The 18195-nt window shown below is 63.0% G+C and carries 13 protein-coding genes; all 13 read right to left on the minus strand.

Annotated elements, in window-relative coordinates; all coding sequences use genetic code 11:
- Positions 1 to 84: 84 nt before the first annotated feature.
- Positions 85 to 2709, minus strand: a complete 2625-nt coding sequence (locus tag CJ178_RS05355; RefSeq protein WP_095886295.1) for a LuxR C-terminal-related transcriptional regulator — start codon at positions 2707 to 2709, stop codon at positions 85 to 87.
- A gap of 178 nt (positions 2710 to 2887) precedes the next feature.
- Positions 2888 to 3838, minus strand: a complete 951-nt coding sequence (locus tag CJ178_RS05360; protein ID WP_033232063.1) for a sulfite exporter TauE/SafE family protein — start codon at positions 3836 to 3838, stop codon at positions 2888 to 2890.
- Positions 3839 to 4069: 231 nt separating this feature from the next.
- The gene (locus CJ178_RS05365) at positions 4070 to 5104 is read right to left on the minus strand and encodes a nucleoside hydrolase (RefSeq protein WP_095886296.1); all 1035 of its coding nucleotides are present in this window, start codon (positions 5102 to 5104) and stop codon (positions 4070 to 4072) included.
- Complete coding sequence (locus CJ178_RS05370) at positions 5097 to 5573, minus strand: OsmC family protein (RefSeq protein ID WP_033232061.1); 477 nt, start codon at positions 5571 to 5573, stop codon at positions 5097 to 5099. Before CJ178_RS05370 ends, CJ178_RS05365 begins: the two co-directional genes overlap by 8 nt.
- Before the next feature lie 31 nt (positions 5574 to 5604).
- Positions 5605 to 6909, minus strand: a complete 1305-nt coding sequence (locus CJ178_RS05375) for a CoA transferase (RefSeq protein ID WP_095886297.1) — start codon at positions 6907 to 6909, stop codon at positions 5605 to 5607.
- An 18-nt stretch (positions 6910 to 6927) separates the two neighbouring features.
- Positions 6928 to 7806 carry a 3-methyladenine DNA glycosylase gene (locus tag CJ178_RS05380; RefSeq protein ID WP_095886298.1) on the minus strand — a complete coding sequence of 293 codons (879 nt, stop codon included), beginning with the start codon at positions 7804 to 7806 and terminating at the stop codon, positions 6928 to 6930.
- 3 nt (positions 7807 to 7809) lie between these two features.
- Complete coding sequence (locus CJ178_RS05385) at positions 7810 to 8898, minus strand: hemolysin family protein (RefSeq protein ID WP_045067736.1); 1089 nt, start codon at positions 8896 to 8898, stop codon at positions 7810 to 7812.
- Entirely contained in the window at positions 8891 to 10273 is a 1383-nt protein-coding gene (locus CJ178_RS05390) for a hemolysin family protein (protein WP_095886299.1), read from the minus strand. Before CJ178_RS05390 ends, CJ178_RS05385 begins: the two co-directional genes overlap by 8 nt.
- 310 nt (positions 10274 to 10583) lie before the next feature.
- Entirely contained in the window at positions 10584 to 12020 is a 1437-nt protein-coding gene (locus CJ178_RS05395; protein WP_033232056.1) for a GuaB1 family IMP dehydrogenase-related protein, read from the minus strand.
- A 3-nt stretch (positions 12021 to 12023) separates the two neighbouring features.
- Positions 12024 to 12905, minus strand: coding sequence for a DMT family transporter (locus CJ178_RS05400; protein WP_033232055.1), 882 nt, complete (start codon positions 12903 to 12905; stop codon positions 12024 to 12026).
- A 5-nt stretch (positions 12906 to 12910) separates the two neighbouring features.
- Positions 12911 to 14419, minus strand: coding sequence for a DEAD/DEAH box helicase (locus CJ178_RS05405; RefSeq protein ID WP_095886300.1), 1509 nt, complete (start codon positions 14417 to 14419; stop codon positions 12911 to 12913).
- A gap of 62 nt (positions 14420 to 14481) precedes the next feature.
- Positions 14482 to 15939: an NADP-dependent phosphogluconate dehydrogenase gene (gndA, locus tag CJ178_RS05410; protein ID WP_033232053.1), complete on the minus strand. Its 1458-nt coding sequence runs from the start codon at positions 15937 to 15939 to the stop codon at positions 14482 to 14484.
- 217 nt (positions 15940 to 16156) lie between these two features.
- Positions 16157 to 18139 (minus strand): DEAD/DEAH box helicase, encoded by a 1983-nt coding sequence (locus CJ178_RS05415; protein ID WP_257013008.1) that lies wholly within the window; start codon positions 18137 to 18139, stop codon positions 16157 to 16159.
- Positions 18140 to 18195: the final 56 nt, after the last annotated feature.

Here is an 18195-nt window from a genome sequence, read left to right on the forward strand (position 1 = left end):
CTCATTTTCGAGGAGGTGCAACGACCGTGCTGTTTCTGCAGGTGCGGTGCACAACAGAGTCCGTGAGACGACCGATGTCGAACGTCAGAGGAGCTGTAATGCATGTGCCTTCGCCAGTGCCTCGTCGCGATTGTGTGCGTCGAGTTTCTTGTACAGGGAACGCAATTGCGACTTGATCGTGTTGGCGGAGACATGAAGTTGCCTGGACATCGAAACGGTGGTCATGCCGAGGGCAAGTAGTGCGAGGACCCGTTGTTCTCCACCGGTCAGGATGACAATGTGCACGGACTTCGGAAACGATTCCGGGGTAAAGACTTTCGTAAATTTCTCGAGTGCCTTCGATTGCGTGGATGCGGCCGCTTCCAGCTTCTCGATATCTTCGGCGGCGATGGTCGAGAAGGGGCGCAACAGTCCGGTCTGGTCTGCGATAGCGCAGGCGTAGGACCACGCCTCGATTGCACGATGATGCTCACCGAGTTCCGAATGTGCAACTGCTTGAACCAGAAGGGATTCCATCTGTGCGCGCGGGTACGGCTCGCCCTTCCACTGGTACTGATTGCACAGGATGATCGCCGATTTGTTCTGGCCCATACGCTGTCGGACGCGTGCGACCGACACCAGGGTCCACGGGTTGCTTCCAGGATCGGCGATGCCCTCTGCAAGTGACGCGGCCTGGTTTCCTTCGCCGAGGGCCAGAAGTAAATCCATCTCGGTGGACAGCATCAGTGGCTCGGCAATGGACGTCGGGTTGCACTGCGCGGAGTGGGCAGCGACTGTTCTGCGCAGCAACGACAACGCTGAGAACGCGTCACTGTTGCTGAGGGCGAACTGACTGCGGGCGTAGACGGTGAACGCCCAGAATTCGTCCGCATAGAGTGCATCGTTCTCGGTGGGGTGCCCCAGTTCGGTCAGTGCCCGTTCGGCATCTTCGAAATCGAGTGAATCGAGGGACACCAAGGCGCCGGCCGTTAATCCGGCAACCTTGACCTGGGATTGCATCTTGATCTCGACGTTTCGATGTTGGTTTTCGAGATCCAACCATTGCCGTGCGCGGCGCAGTTCACCGACTACCGCCCAGTTCAGCGCCGCTGTGCCGGCGGCGCTTCGCGCGATGTAGTCGATGCGCTGCGATTTCCCGCTCCAGTAGGCCATTCGCGCTAGGCCTGTCGATTCGGCAAGTCGGCCGTTCAGTTGAAAGGTGATTGCCCATTGCGCTCGCATGGTGGAAAGTCGATCGCTGATGTCGTGCCGATCGGTCTCGGTGATGTAGCGGCTCAGTTCGATCAGACGCACGGTGACATCTGCAGCGCGATCGTATTCGCCGACGTGCATGAGCATCAGAGCCTGGATGCAACCGATGGTGAGAGCTGACACGGCATCGGCACTCGCCCCGAGTTCGCGTAACTCATCAGCCGAATCGGGGAGTGAGGTCCCGAAGGTCACCTGCTCGTCGGGATGTTGCAGGTAGAGATTGCGTGCGGCCCGGAAGCTCGAGTGCTTGTCGGTGGACTCGGGCGGAATCTGCTGGAAGGCAGAGCGAACCAACTCGAGGTTGTCCGCGATCATCGTCGCCCAGTGCTTGTCGAGAATGTCGACTGCAAGCGGCCAGTCCTGTGCCTCGACTGCATAATCGAGCGCAGACGCGTGTTGTCCGGCATCGAGTTGAGCGCGCGATAGGTATGACAGGCGAGCGGCCGGATCACTTCCCCCGGAGGGTTGGGACGTCAGGATGGATTGTCGGATCGCCGGTGCCAGTCTCCAGGTTTCCACGACCTCGGTGTCGACATACGAGAGAACCCCGGCACCTTCGAGCGCAATGAGTCGATCCCGAATCCGCTGAGAGGATTCGGAAGATTCGAGCAAGTGCATGACGGTATCAACGGTGAGCTCACGGGCTGCTGCCGTAGCGACGACAAGATCGTAGTGTCCGACCAGGTGCGCCTCGGCCGCGATAGATTCCTGGGTGTAGTGCTGGATTACTCGTCGTAGGTTATGCCGGAGAAGGTGTTCGCGTCCGACCTGAGTTGGAAGGTTTTTGAGTACCGAAATCGAACGGCGTACCAAAACTGGCAACCCGCCGGTCATTGAGTAAATATGTTCGATTTCGCCGGGAACGATATGTGCACCGGAACCTTCGAGAACGCTCGTCGTATCCTCGAGCGTGTAGAGAAGGTCGTGCGCGCTGATCGATTCCTGATCGAGATCGAGCAAATGAGGTTCGGGGAACACGGTGCGACCCGTCAAGGTCACAACGAGATTGACGCATCGGCAATACTTGACGAGGTCGGCGAGGCTTTCGTCCAACTTGCCATCCACTTTGTCCGGCCTGATCAATACAAGAATGACCGGGCGCGAGTTGTCGCGGAGCATCCGAACTATCGCGGTGAATGGGTCTTGCTCTTGCTCGATCACAGGATTCGGAAAGACAATTCCGGCGCTGACGAACCTTTGCAGCGCGTGTGCCCAGTATTCACGGGCCGTCATGGATGGAGCGGGCTCAGGGATCCAGACGGAAATGCGCTCAGTCGCGCGAATGGTGCGCAACCACGAGGCGACCAGGGTGGATTTCCCGTAACCGATCGGTGCGCGAATAATGGTCAGCGCGGCATATTTATCGAGTTTCGTGAATTGCGGCTGGTGCGAAATCGACTCGGGGTGGGCACGCCGGTCAGGAATTGACGACCAATTGTGGCGGTCCTTACCGATCACCAGAGCGGACTCCTTATATCGGCAACTTTCGCGCCATGTGAACGGTTTGTCGTTTACTACCGTTTGTTCACAAGGATCCTAGCCGGTGTTAATCGGGTGAACGAGCGATATTCCGACTTCGTCGTCTTTCTTCGTTGAATGCCGGTTCGTAGACGGGATCGCTCTACGGCAGCTGAACTTATCGCTTCTCGGGCGCGACTGTCGGCTCCGTGATTTCTTTCTCGACGGCCAGTTCGATACCGGCGAACTCGCCTTGGGCTTCGGCTGCGGTGAGCTTGGACCGCTGCCACGCGTAGACCAGCAACGCGGCCCAGGCGCCGATGATTGCGACGTATCCGAGCACCGTCACAGCGCCGGTGATGTCGAAGGACTTGAACAGTTTCTGCGTATTGGTCAGCACGATCACACCGCCGACGGCAGTGCCGAGCAAGGTGGCGGGAACTCTACTGACCAGCCAGGCGGCGGCTGGAGCTGCGATGATTCCGCCGAGTGCCAGGCCGGCGACAACCAGGAGATTACCGGCAGATTCGCGGCCAAGCCCGACGAGGAAGCCCAACGACGCTGCTGATGCGACCAGGAACTCCGACGCGCTGACCGAACCGATCACGGTGCGCGGAGCAGTTTTGCCACGCGAGAGCAGGGTGCTGGTGGTGATAGGGCCCCAACCGCCGCCCCCGGAGGCGTCGATGAATCCTCCGAACAGACCGAGCGGGGATAGGAACCGAGCAGTGTGCGGTGTACTGCGAGCATGGGCGGTCGCGGGTGGGCGGACCGAGAAACGCAGCGCGACATAGACACCGATCGCGAGGAGGATTGTCGCCGTAATGGGGACCGCTGCTTCGGTAGACAGGCCGGACAAAACCGTCGCACCGGCAAATGCGCCTATTGCACCCGGAACACCGAGCTTGGCGACCAACTTCCAGTCGATGTTCTGGAACTTCCAGTGCGACAGACCCGAAGCCAAGGTAGTTCCGACCTCGGCAAGGTGCACAGCGGCACTGGCCTGGGCAGGCCCGAGCCCCCCGATCATCAGCAGGGTGGTTGCGGTGACACCGAACGCCATTCCGAGTGCGCCGTCGACAAGTTGAGCGCCGGCACCGACAAGTGTGAACAACAGCAGGTTGAACATGAGAAGACAGACTCCGAGCGAAGAAGCGACAAAGTCAGGGGTGCAGGCAGCGAGAAATCGCCGCTCAGCAACACGCCTGATCGAAGCATGCGCTACGACGAGTGGGCCAGAACGCCATCAATCCGAGCGCGAATGCCGGCGAGGCATCGGAGCTGGATATCTGCACGGTGGGGTCCTTTTATCTCGTTTGTGGGTTCTGTTCCTAGCGAGCATAACCGTTGACAGCGAATTTCAACCCACGTCGCGAGCGAACCGTCCCACCCGTTGGACAAGTTCATCGAAGAACTTCACCGGATCAGTGCTGATGGCGATGTCCGCATTGGGGTCACGTTTCCAGTGTCCGACCCAGTCGGCGACGGTGGTTCCGATCAGAAGTGGGCTCTCGGTTTCGACATCCACGGTTGCCGGCCTCAGTGTGGCCATCGTCGGGTCCAGGGCAATCGCAGCGGCAAACGGGTCGTGCATGTGCGCGAGGAATCCCTGGTCGTACTCCCGATGAAACTCCATGTAGAACCGGATGGCGTCGGACAGGTGCCGGATGACGCTGTTGGACGCGGCGCTGCGGACGTCCGGTCCGTCGTCCGGGGAAATGATCTCGGCCGGGGTGCTCCCAGCCGCTTCGGCAAGCCGACGGACGTGTTCCGGGAACATCTCGATCGACTCGGTGACATTGAGTCCACAAATGATCGGACGCCGGTGCGCCGGGACACCGGAAAACGCGTCGAACACTTCCTTCGCTGCGTGTGGGTCGACGGAGACGTTCCATTCGGCGGTAGGCGTGGTGTTTCCCGGGTAGTTGAACGATCCGCCCATCACGACCAATCGATTCAGCAGACGTGGGAGGTCGGGCTCGATCCGGATCGCGAGGGCAAGGTTCGTCAGGGGACCGGTCACCAGACCTGTGATCTGACCGGGATATTCACGAACCAGGTCCACCCACAATTCGGTGGCGGTACGTACCGACAACTCTCGCCCGGAATCGGGGAGTACCGCATGACCGATACCTTGCGGTCCGTGGGTTTCCTCGGTGGTCCGTAGCGGGATCACCAGGGGCACGGTGGCGCCCAGGGCAACCTCGATGTCGGGGGCTCCGCACAGCTCGAGCCAATTGAGATTGTTTGCCGCGACCTGTTCCACAGGGACGTTTCCGGCGGTGCTCGCGATCCCGAGAATCTCGGCTTCGGGGCTGGCCAGCAGATACAGCAGGGCCAGCGAGTCGTCGATGCCCGTGTCGACGTCGACAATCAGCTTGTGACGGTTATTCATCAGTAGCCGCCACAGTGGTAGGCGCGTTCAGGACAGGGAAGTTCACGGACCGCGCGATGAAGCATTTCGCGTGAGCGGGGCCGTGTAGAGCCTCAGCCTTGTCGACCATCGATGCGTCGGACACCAAAACCGTTGGATGCAAGGTTACTTCGATGAACTGGCCGTCACCATCCGCCTCCTCGATCATCGTGCCGACCGGCTGATCTGTGTAGTCGAGCACAACGACTCCGGCAGCGGCCGCCAGTCCGAGATACCAGAGCATGTGGCACTGAGCGAGCGATGCGACCAGCAGTTCTTCGGGGTTCCACCGCTCCGGGTCGCCACGAAAAGCGGGATCGGAACTGCCGAGGAGTTCGGGTTTGCCCGCAGCTGATACGGAATGGTCCCGCGAATAGGCTTGTGAACTGGATGTTCCGGTTCCCAGATCGCCTGTCCATTGCAGATCCAGGGTGTACGTATGCGACTTCACATGTCCATCTTGCCCTGTATGCGTCACTATCTCAGCGCGCCCACGCGGCAACGTCGTTGCCCCACTTCTGTGCTGGTCGCGGATAGTCGTCGAACTCGGCCAGCGCCGGCCGCGCGGTGGTGACTTCACCATGTGTGACAACAACATCTGGCCCTGGCGCTTCGGCCGGCCCAGGTTGCAGGGTTCGGCCCGGAGCATCGAGCAGTCGGACCCCGGTCCGAGCTAGTGCCACGTCGACATCGCGACCGAGCCCGTCCTGTTTCCGCAAGGTCAGCGCGTCCACGACGGCGGCCGCGAGGAAGTACCCGGTTGCGTGGTCGAGCGCTTGGGCCGGGAGCGCACCAGGCTTGTCACCACCTTCGAGGAACGAGATACCCGACGCGGCTTGCACGATGGAGTCGAATCCGCGTCGATCTGCCCACGGTCCGTCCCAGCCCCACGCACTGACCCGTCCGTGAATCAGGTGCGCGGGGAGTTCGTGCCCGATGAGTGCCTCGAGGGCGCCTGGCCGGTACCCGGTCACCAGCACGTCGGCGGCGTCGAGAAGTCCGCGGAAACGTGCGGAGCCTTCTTCGCTCTTCAGGTCGAGAAGTGCCGAACGCTTCCCGTGCCCCGTATCCAGGTGCTGCCATTCGATCTCCGGCATGCCTGGGGGATCCAGGCGCAGGACGTCGGCGCCGAGTAGAGCCAGCGCGCGTGTTGCGACAGGTCCGGCAATGACGCGGGTGAGGTCCAGAACACGCAATCGGGGCGAATGCGTGGGTGATCCTTCGGTGTCCCGGACTCGGATGGTTACGAGTGGCGCCGACCGCGCTGTGGCGTACTGCTCGCTCAGACGCCATTCGTTCTCGGTACGGACACGGACAGCGATAGCCCCGGCGTCTGCGGCGCGCTGTTCGATCTCGATGGCGTCGATCGCGGATATCCGTTGCACTACATCGTCTTTGGTTGCGCTGGAACCCAGTTCGAGGATGGACAGTAGTCGGTCGCGATGGTGCGGGTAGTTGCCGTGGGTGCGCACCCAGCCGTCGCGGGCGGCAAAGAAGCCCGAGTACGCCGAGAACGCGTCGACGGGTTGTCCGCCTATCCGCAGGAGTCGGTCACTGGAGAAGGACGCGGCGATGCGTTCGGGATCGAGTGTCCATGGCGTGCGATCAACCAGTGGCGAGCGGTCTATCGCCGACGCAAAAGCGGCCACTGATCCGGCGGCGAGGTCGAACACCGGTAGGTGCGCCGAGAGGTAACCCCCGGACTCGGGACAGGTGATCGAGGAGTGGACGTGCGCTCCGACATCGCGCTGGTACTCGTCCAGATAGAACCCGTAACCGTGCTCCATTCGATGCCTTTCGGGAGGTCAGCGACCGAGCAGGTCCCGGCACCGTTTGGCCAGCGTAGCGCGCAGCGGGGCGGCCCTCTCCGCCAACTGCTGTTGCTGCCGCACGTATTCGGCACGGCCAGCCGGTGTTTCGATGGCTATGGGGGAGTATCCGTAGTCGCGCAGATCGTAGGGACTGGCGCGCATGTCGAGTTCACGAGCCAGGAGTGCGTGCTCGAAGCACGCCATCACCAGATCGGAATCGACGAGCGGCAGAAGTTTGAAGCTCCATTTGTAGAGATCCATCCCGGCGTGCAGGCATCCGGGCTGCTCGTAGTCGATCTGCGTGTCGCGAATCAGGTTGAGCGCATTCTTCGGAGCCGCGTCCGGAGTGAAGAAGCGGAACGCGTCGTAGTGAGTGCATTTGAGGGGCAAGGATTCCACTACGGCGTCGGTACCCGCGAATCCCAGTCGCAGCGGAACAGACTGATGGCGGATCGCTTCCTCGCCGCCCCGGTACACCATCGCCCACTCGTGCAAACCGAAGCAACCGAGCACAGCGGGGCGCGAAGAGGTCTGATTCAACAGATTCCAGACGAATTCGACCGTGGGCAGTCGACGTTCGAGCACGGATCGATCGACGCTCGCGCAACCGGATTCGTCCACGCGATACCCCGAGAACTCTGCGTACTCGGATCCGGCCTCCAGCGCTACGCCGTATCCGGGGTGCCAGCGTCGAAGCTGCGCGGGCTTGAAGTTGTAGTACGTGAACAGGAAATCATGCACCGGGTGAGAAATACCGGCACTGCGACGCGCCCGGTGCGGCCCGACAAGCTGCTCCACTTTTTCGAAGTGCAGAGCTTGCCGAGCCGTCCACTCGTTATGTGCGAGCGCGAGTGTTTCCACCGAACGTGTCATGGATCAGTTGTTCCGTTGTCCCGGAACAGCATCGGTTCCGCGGTGAGTGCCGTCGCGGACGGTGCCGACGTACTCCTCGAGGAGGTCTTCCAATGCCACGATGCCGATGACAACGCCGTCGGCATCGGTGACGGCACCGAGGTGTGAGCTGGCGCGGCGCAGGCCTGCCAACGCTTCGGCGAGCGGCGTGCTGAGCGGAACGACGGGCAACGGACGGATATCCGACGTGGGTACGACGGTATCCGGCCCGGCAGCTTCGTCGAGAACCTCGTCGAGCACGTCCTTGAGGTGCACGTATCCGGCCAGAGTGCCGTCGGCAGCTCGGACGGGGTAGCGCGAGTAGCCCGTTTCGATGACGGCCCGCTCGATGTCGCCCAGCGTGGTGCCGGTCGGGGTGAGCGGGATGGTCCGCACCTTGTCGAGAGTGATCAGCACTTCCGACACCGTGCGATCGGTCGATTCGAGGGCCTGCTTCAACCGGCGGTGCTCTTCGGCGTCGATAAGCCCTTCGGATCGGGATTCACCGATCATCGCGGACAACTCCACCGCCGAGACGGTGACATCGAGTTCGTCCTTCGGTTCGACTCGCAACAGACGCAGAATCCCGTTAGCGCAGATGTTGTAGAACGCAATGATCGGGCGCGCGATCTTGATGAACGCCAGGTGGATCGGCACGAGAAGCATCGCAGTCTTCTCCGGACCAGCCAGCGCGATGTTCTTGGGCACCATCTCACCGAGCAGGATGTGCAGCACAACCACCAACGACAGTGCGATCGCAAACGAAATCGGATGCAGCAATCCGTCCGGCAGGCCGGCCGCTTCCATCGGCACCTCGAGGAGATGCGCGATGGCGGGTTCGGCGACCTTACCGAGAAGGATCGAACAGATCGTGATGCCGAGCTGCGCCGCGGCGAGCATGAGCGACAGGTTCTCGCCGGCCTTGATGACGGTGAGTGCCCGCTTCTTGCCCTGGGCGACCAACGCTTCGAGTCGGTCGCGGCGAGCAGAAATCAGCGCGAATTCCGCGCCGACGAAAAACGCGTTGCCTGCCAGCAGTACAACGGTGAGGAGAACGCCGAGAAGGTTATTCATCGTCGGACTCCTTTGTGCGCTCTGCTGCTGATTCGGGTTCGACATCACCGGGGACCGGAGTGATGGTCACGCGGTCGATACGACGGCCGTCCATCGAGGTGACTCGCGCAATCCATTTGCCGCGGTGATCGCCGGACGCGTCGACGTCTGGCAATGCCACTTCGTCGCCCTCGTCGGGGATGCGTCCCAATTCGGTGAGTACCAAGCCGCCGAGGGTGTCGTAATCGCCTTCGGGTGCGGTGTACCCGGTAGCTGAGGTGACTTCGTCGATGCGCAGGAGCCCGGAGCAGGACCATCCGTCGCCGACTCGCTGGACGTCGAGTTCAGGTTCGTCGTGCTCGTCGCGCACGTCGCCCACGATTTCCTCGATGAGGTCTTCCATGGTGACGATGCCGGCGGTTCCGCCGTATTCGTCGACCACGAGTGCGACCTGCATGCCGTCCGAGCGGATGCGTTCCATGACGGTGTCACCGTCGAGGCTCGACGGGACAACCGGCACGCGCTGGGCGAGGCTGTCGACTCGCGTCGTGCGTCGGCGCTCGGCGGGAACCGTGAACGCGTGTTTGATGTGGACAACTCCGACGGTGTCGTCGAGGTCGCCGCGAACAACGGGGAACCGCGAGTAGCCGGTACGGGACGCCGTCACGATGAGATCGGCGACTGTATCCGACAACTCGAGTGATTCGATCTTCACACGCGGTGTCATGAGTTCTTCCGCTGTGCGGTCACCGAACTGCAACGACCGGTTGACCAGAAGTGCAGTGCCCGCGTCGATGGAACCACGCTGCGCCGACGTGCGCACCAGCGAGCCGAGCTCCTGCGGGGAACGTGCCGAGCGCAGTTCCTCGGCAGGCTCTATGCCCAGGCGCCTGACGATCCAGTTGGCGGTTCCGTTGAGACCGTTGATCGCCCACTTGAAGACCAGCGAGAAACCGGCTTGCAAACCGGCTGTGGCGCGGGCCGTCGGCATCGGCTTGGAAATCGCCAGGTTCTTGGGGACAAGCTCACCGAAAATCATCGAGAACGAGGTCGCGATAACCAGGGCGAGGATCAATGACGTTGTGGACGCTGCTGATTCGCTCAGCCCGACGGCCTTCGTGACCGGGGTGATGAACCGGGCGAGAACAGGCTCGGCCAGGTAACCGGTGATGAGTGTGGTGATCGTGATGCCGAGCTGCGCACCGGACAACTGAAACGAGAGCGTCTTGTGTGCGTGCTGGACCTGACGCGAACGGAGGTCGCCGTCACGAGCAGCTTCGTCGACGGTGCTGCGCTCGAGCGCGGTAAGTGAGAATTCTGCCGCCACGAAGAGGGCGGTGCCTGCGGTCAGTGCGATGAAGCCGAGCAGGCTGAGAATGGTGAATGCGATGTCCATCGATCATCGCCACCCAAGTGGAGAGCGAAGTGCGCCGGGTTTGTCTCCCGGCTCGCTAGAGGAGCCCTCCGAACCAGCGGAATCAGATGATTCCTCGGATATGACGACGGGTGTTGCGCCGGGTAAGTGTGTGGGTGCCTCGGGCACCGGGTTCCTCTCGTCGGGCCGATGACTTCTCGGCTTTAGCGGGCTCGGTCGGGTTGCCGATTGGCACCCGACCGAGTTTCATTTGTTGTTTCCACGTTCGATGATACCGGCGAGTGCCCGGGCTTTGGGAGCCGAGCACCCGCCGTTCGTCACAATTACCGATTCACCAGCCGGCAGGAAGCGGCCGTCCCTCGGCAAATCCGGCTGCAGACTGCACACCGAGGACTGCCTTGTCGTGCAGTTCCTCGAGTGAGCGCGCCCCGGCATACGTGCAGGTACTGCGGACACCGGAACAGATCTGGTCGATCAGATCCTCGACGCCGGGACGCTCGGGATCAAGTCGCATCCGTGAACTCGAGATGCCTTCCTCGAACAAACCCTTGCGGGCGCGATCAAAAGCCGTCTCGGTGGCGGTCCGCGCAGCAACGGCGCGCTTGGACGCCATACCGAAGCTCTCCTTGTACGCGTTGCCGGCCTGATCGACCTTGAGATCGCCCGGCGACTCGTACGTGCCGGCGAACCACGAGCCGATCATGACATTCGACGCTCCCGCGGCCAGAGCCAGCGCTACATCGCGCGGATGGCGCACTCCACCGTCAGCCCACACGTGTTTGCCCAATTCGCGTGCTGCCGCGGCGCATTCGGCAACAGCCGAGAACTGCGGTCGTCCGACGCCGGTCATCATGCGTGTTGTGCACATCGCGCCTGGTCCGACACCGACCTTGACGATGTCGGCGCCCGCGGCGATGAGATCACGGGTGCCCTGCGCGGAGACCACGTTTCCGGCCACCAGAGGCACACCGAGATCCAGAGCTTTGAGCGTGGTCAGTGCGTCGATCATGCGCTGCTGATGTCCGTGGGCGGTATCGACGACGATGACGTCGGCGCCGGCGTCGACCAGCGCTTTGGCCTTGGCACCCACATCGCCGTTGACCCCGACCGCCGCGGCAACGCGCAGCGCGCCGTTGGCATCCACGGCGGGGTCGTAGATCCCGGCACGAATTGCACCGGTACGAGTCAGAACTCCGGCGAGTGTGCCGTCGTCGTTGACGATGACGGCAAGCGGATCGTGCTTGGTTTCGAGTAGTTCGAACACCTCACGCGTTGTTGCGGTGACCGGTGCTGTGACGAAGTCGGTGATCGCGACGGTACGAAGGCGAGTGAACCTGTCGACGTCCGCGCAGGCAGCCTCGGTGACCACGCCGAGCGGCTTGCCGTCCTCGACGACGACAACCGCGCCGTGCGCCCGTTTGGGCAGCAAGGCCAACGCGTCGGAGACAGCGTCCTCGGGGCTCAGGGTCACCGGAGTGTCGGCGACGAGATGACGGCTCTTCACGAACGCCACCGTTTCGGCGACCGCTTCGGTGGGGATGTCCTGCGGGATGATGACCAACCCGCCGCGCCTGGCGACAGTTTCGGCCATTCGGCGACCGGCGACTGCGGTCATGTTGGCGACGACAACCGGGATGGTGGTTCCCGAGCCGTCGGCCGACGCCAGATCGACGTCGAACCGGGACGTCACGTCAGTCCGGTTGGGGACGAGGAAGACATCGTCGTAGGTCAGGTCGTATGGGGGGCGTTGCCCTTCGAGGAACTGCACGTTTCACGAGCTTACCGGCGACGGCGCAGTTACGCCGATTGTTTCGCGTCCTTGCGACCGCGAGAGCGCGATGGTGGTGACGATCATGACGGCCACCGCGCAACCGATGACGAGAATCCCGAGGCCCTCGACTCGTAGTCGCTCGTCGAGAACCGTCATACCGAGGAACACTGCCGCGATCGGTTCGCCGATGGTCAACGCCGGCAACGACGCAGACAAGGGACCCACCTGGAACGCTCGTTGCTGCACATACACGCCGATAGCACCCGACGCGATGAGCGCCCAGGTCTGCCACGCGCTCACGACGCCGACAAAACCGTGCTCCAGAAGCTCGGTCACGTATTTCGTGAATGCGACGGCTATACCGAAGTAGATGCCCGCTGCGGCTCCGAGAAGCAGTGCGCGCCATCCGGCATCGAGTTTGGACAAGCCGCCGATGGTGGCAACGACGGCCACTCCGACCGTGATCGCCAGCGGCACCGCCCAGTCCGACCACGGAGCATTACTGTCGCCTTCGGTGGGATCACCGACCACCAGGAAGACGGCCAGGGCAATGGCAAGCATGACCGCAAACGTCCAGGCCGTCCGAGTGATCCGGATTCCGGAGAACTTTGCCGAAAGCGGCAGCGCGAACAACAAGGACGACACGATCAACGGCTGCACCACCAACACCGAACCGAGTGCCAGCGCTAGGGCCTGCATGACATAACCGCCGCCGTCGCCGATCAGGCCGGCCCACCACCGGGGACTTCGGATCAACGACGCCACCAGCGCGCCGCCCTCAGGCACCGACGACGCGGCCCGCTGTTGAGCTACCGACGCGCACGCGAAGAGCAGTGCGGCAGCGAGTGCGCAGATGATCGAGATCAGTGGAAGATCGCCCATAGATCTCAGTGTGCGCGTTTGCCTCCGGCTTTTCCGGCAGACGGGCGACCCGAATTCGGTGTACCTGTTCCGCGGCGCGGCGTGAGCCCCTTGGACGCGAGGCGCTCCGAACGTGTGGGGACGGGAGTGCCGTCGGCGCGAATCTTCTTCACCGTCTTGGGATCGGTGACCCGGCGCGACGCAACAGCGCGCTTGTCACCGTCCTTCTTCATCCGGCCGCCGGCAGCTGTGCGGCCAGCAGTGTCGTGTTCCTGACGTCCACGCTTGGCCGTGTGTGTGACCTCGACGGTCGTATCGGGCGCTGCGACGGGGATTCCCGTCGGTTCCATGGCGCCGGTGATGCGGGTGAGTTCCAGATCGTCTGGACGGACCCGAACGCTGTGAACCTTCACGCCGGCCGCCTTGGTCAGCTTCTCGACCCCCGCGCGTTCCTCGTCGGTCACGATCGTCACGACAACACCCGATTCACCTGCGCGGGCCGTACGACCGGCGCGGTGCAGGTAATCCTTGGCCTCGGCGGGCGGATCGACATGGACAACCAGCGTCACGTCGTCGACATGGATGCCGCGGGCGGCGACGTCGGTAGCCACCAGGACCGGCGTCGTGCCGTCGGAGAACGACGCGAGGGTCTTGGTCCGGTTGTTCTGCGTCTTTCCGCCGTGCAGGGCTCCGGCGGACACGCCGATCAAATGCAGTTGCTGCGCAAGACGATCCACGCCGTGCTTCGTCTTGACGAACATGATGGTTCGTCCCGCACGCGAAGCGATATGTGCGACAACGGATCTCTTGTCCACCTGGTCCACGAACAGCAGGTGATGTTCCATGGTGGAGACCGTCGCAACCGGGGGAGCGGTGGCGTGCGATGCCGGGTTGCGCAGGTAGCCTGCGACCAAATCGTCGACCTTGCCGTCCAACGTTGCCGAAAAGAGAAGGCGTTGACCATCTTTCGGAGTCGTGTCGAGAATCTTGGCAACCTCGTCGATGAAGCCCATGTCTGCCATGTGGTCCGCTTCGTCGATCGTGGTGATCACAACGTCGTCGAGGATCACCGACTTCTGCTCGAGTAGATCGAGCAACCGGCCAGGCGTGGCGATCAGCAGATCGACCCCGCGAGCCAGAATGTCGGCCTGACGCTTGATCGGGACGCCGCCCACCGCGCTCGCTACTCGCAAGCCGACCTCGGTGGCCGCGTCGTCGAGCGCTTTGTGAATCTGAATTGCCAGTTCGCGGGTGGGAGCGAGCACCAATCCGCGGGGGCGATTCCGTTTACTTGCGCCGCCCTTGAGGCGCACCAGCATCGGAAGCCCGAAAGCCAAAGTCTTGCCGGAACCTGTCGCGCCACGCCCCAGAACGTCGCGGCCTGCCAGCACATCGGGAATCGTGGCAGCCTGGATGGGGAACGGAGCATCAATCCCGTGTCGGCGCAGTGCGTGCACCATCACAGCGGGGATTCCGAGGTCGATGAACGAGCGCCCTTCGGTTGATGTGGGCGAGTCGATCGTCGATTTCGGCATTTGTCCAGGCTACCGGGTATCGGTAGACGCAGGTGACCGCGTCTACCGATACCGGGTGTGAATCAGGCCTCGATTTCGCTGCGGTCGCCGCTCCACAACGTGTGGAACTTGCCGGGCTTGTCGATGCGCTCGTAGGTGTGAGCTCCGAAGAAGTCACGCTGACCCTGAGTCAACGCAGCCGGGAGACGCTCCGCGCGCAGTCCGTCGTAGTACGACAGCGATGACGCGAACGCCGGCACCGGGATGCCGAGCATCGTCGCGGTGGCGACAACACGACGCCAGCTGTCGATTCCTGCTTCGATGGCTTCACGGAAGTACGGAGCGAGAATCAAGCTCGGCAGCGACGGATCAGCGTCGAACGCGTCCTTGATGCGGTTGAGGAACTGCGCGCGGATGATGCAACCACCGCGCCAGATCGTTGCCAGATCCGCAGGCTTGACGTCCCAGTTGTACTCGGCGCTACCGGCCGCGATCTGGTCGAAGCCCTGCGCATATGCCACGATCTTCGAGGCGTACAGCGCTGCCTGGATGTCCGCGGCGAACTGCTCGGCATCAGCAGGCTTGTCACCGAGCGAACCCGAAGCCAAGCCCTGAGCCTGAGCTGCGGCGCGCTGCGTGCGGCTACCGGAGAGCGCGCGAGCGAACACGGCCTCGGCGATACCGGTAACCGGTACTCCGAGATCCAGAGCGGACTTGACCGTCCAGCGGCCCGTGCCCTTCTGCTCGGCAGCGTCGACGATGACGTCGACCAGCGGCTTACCCGTCTCGGCGTCGACCTGACGCAGAACCTCGGCTGTGATCTCGATCAGGTACGACTCGAGCGTGCCCTTGTTCCACTCGGTGAAGACGTCGGCGACCTGGCCGGCGTCGTAACCCAGAGCGTCACGGAAGAGGTTGTACGCCTCGCCGATGAGCTGCATGTCGGCGTACTCGATGCCGTTGTGCACCATCTTGACGAAGTGACCGCTGCCGTCCGGACCGATGTGCGTGCAGCACGGGGTGCCGTCGACGTGAGCGGAGATCGACTCGAGAAGCGGGCCGAGAGCCTCGTAGGACTCCTTCGGGCCGCCGGGCATGATCGACGGACCGTTGAGTGCGCCTTCTTCGCCACCGGAGATACCAGCGCCGACGAAGTGCAGACCGCGGGCGCGGATCGCTGCTTCACGACGGATTGTGTCCGTGTACAGCGAGTTGCCGCCGTCGATGATGATGTCGCCCGGCTCCATCGCATTGGCGAGCTCTTCGATCACAGCGTCGGTCGGCGCGCCGGCCTTGACCATGATCAGCACGCGACGCGGCTTCTGCAGCGCGGCAACAAATTCCTCGACAGTCTCGGTGCGCACGAAGTCGCCCTCGGAACCATGGTCGGCGATCAACGCATCGGTCTTCGCGATGCTGCGGTTGTGCAAGGCAACGGTGTGACCGTGGCGGGCGAAATTGCGGGCAATATTCGAACCCATGACGGCCAGTCCGGTGACGCCGATCTGTGCCCGGGGTGATTCGGTGCTAGTGGTTGACATGCTTACAGCTTTCCCTCTCGGTCCGCGGCTGTGAAATCCTGCGCCTGGCGCAGCCGAAAAACTGTGCGGCCGCGACGCGCGTGAACATCAGACCGTGCATACAAAACACGGATGCAGATCACTTTATTGCAGTGACCTGCATCCGTCTCGATACAGCTTCCGGCGTGGCCGGAGTGTGATCAATATTCAGTTGGTGAGCCGCAGCTCAGCGAGCGTATTACCGCTGATCGCGCTTCGGTCCGTCGAAGCCGTCGTAGCTACGACGGTCGGTGCGGCTGCGGAATCCGCCGCCACTGGTCGAGCTTGCGCGGTCGCTGCTGTCGCGGTTGCCCTGGTATCCACCCGTCGAGCGGTTGCCCTGGTAGCCGGTGGAGGGGCGGCTGTCGCGGTCTCCGTAGGACGGGCGGCTGTCGCGGTTGCCCTGGTACCCGCCGCGGCTTTCGCCGTCACGGTTGCCCTGGTATCCACCCGACGAGCGATTTCCCTGGTAGCCGGTGGAGGGGCGGCTGTCGCGGTCTCCGTAGGACGGGCGGCTGTCGCGGTTGCCCTGGTAGCCGCCGGAGGAGCGGTTGCCCTGGTATCCGCCGCGGTCGCTGCTGTCGCGGTTGCCCTGGTATCCACCGGAAGAACGATCACCCTGGTAGCCGCCCGAGGAGCGGTTGCCCTGGTACCCGCCACGGCTTTCGCCGTCACGGTTGCCCTGGTATCCACCCGAGGAACGATCACCCTGGTAGCCGCCCGAGGAGCGGTTGCCCTGGTACCCGCCACGGTCGCTGCTGTCGCGGTTGCCCTGGTATCCACCCGACGAGCGATTTCCCTGGTAACCACCGGAAGAGCGGTTGCCCTGGTAGCCACCACCTTCACGGTTGCCCTGGTAACCGCGTGAACCACCACGGTCGCCGAAGGAGCGCTCGCCACGAGAAGAGCTCTCGCGCAACGGTTCTCCGGTGGGCTTCTTGGCTCCGGTGATGCGAGCGAGCTCGGCGGAACCCGGGGTGACGGGAACAGCTGCGGCGTTGACGCCCGCCATTCCGGTCAGGCGCTTGAACTGACGCTTCTGGTTCGGCAGAACGATCGCAACGACAGTTCCCTTCTCACCGGCGCGAGCCGTACGGCCTGCGCGGTGAAGGTAATCCTTGTGATCGGCCGGGGGGTCGACATGAACGACGAGGTCGATGCCGTCGACGTGGATGCCGCGCGCTGCGACGTCAGTGGCAACAAGGACGGGAGTGCGGCCGTTCTTGAAACGCTCGAGGACGCGGGTGCGCTGGTTCTGTGCTTTGCCGCCGTGCAGTGACTCCGCGGCGATTCCGACTGCGCGGAGGCGATCGGTGATGCCTTCGCAACCGAGCTTGGTGCGGGCGAACATGATGGTGCGTCCGTCACGGGCGCCGATCTCAGCGAGAACAGCGTCCTTCTGTCCACGATCGACGAGGAGTACGTAGTGCTCCATCGTGTCGACGCTCGCGCGGCCGTCTTCGGTGGAGTGGGTGACGTGGTTGGCCAGGAACTGACGAACCAGCGACTGGACCTCACGGTCGAGGGTTGCGGAGAACAGCAGACGCTGTCCGTCGGCAGGGGTCTCACCGAGGATCGAGCGAACCTCGGGCAGGAAGCCCATGTCCGCCATCTGATCGGCTTCGTCGAGTGCGGTGATTTCCACCGAGTCGAGGATGCAGGTGCCCTGGCGCAGGTGATCGCCCAGACGACCCGGCGTAGCCACGAGGACGTCGACGCCGCGGCGGAGCTGATCGACCTGCTTGGCGAACGGAGTACCACCGACGGCGGGACGGACCGTGAGTCCGAGAGCACCGGCGTAGGAGTTCAGGGAGTCGACCACCTGGAATGCAAGTTCACGGGTCGGGACCAGCACGAGTGCGCGAGGACGCTTCGCGGCCGGACGATCTTCGTGGCGTGACAGGCGGGTCAGCATCGGCAGACCGAAGGCCAGGGTCTTGCCCGATCCGGTCTGTGCGCGGCCCAGAACGTTGGTGCCGGCAAGCGCGTCCGGGATGGACTGAGCCTGGATGGGCGACGGGCTGGTGATGGAGTTGCGGGCCAGGGCGGCAACAAGCTGCTCGGGCAGGCCGATTTCGGCAAAAGTGATGGTGGGCTCAGCTGAGACGGCCTCGGTGGCGGCTTTGTCTTCAGCGGCGGGTGTTACTACGACATCTTCTGCGATGTTCTCAGAAGACGACATTTGGACAGCGTTGGTCACGCGGAAACCTCTCCGGACTACGGGCACGTCGCGGAGCG

Source organism: Rhodococcus sp. ACPA4 (assembly GCF_002300185.1).
Lineage (GTDB): Bacteria > Actinomycetota > Actinomycetes > Mycobacteriales > Mycobacteriaceae > Rhodococcus_F > Rhodococcus_F globerula.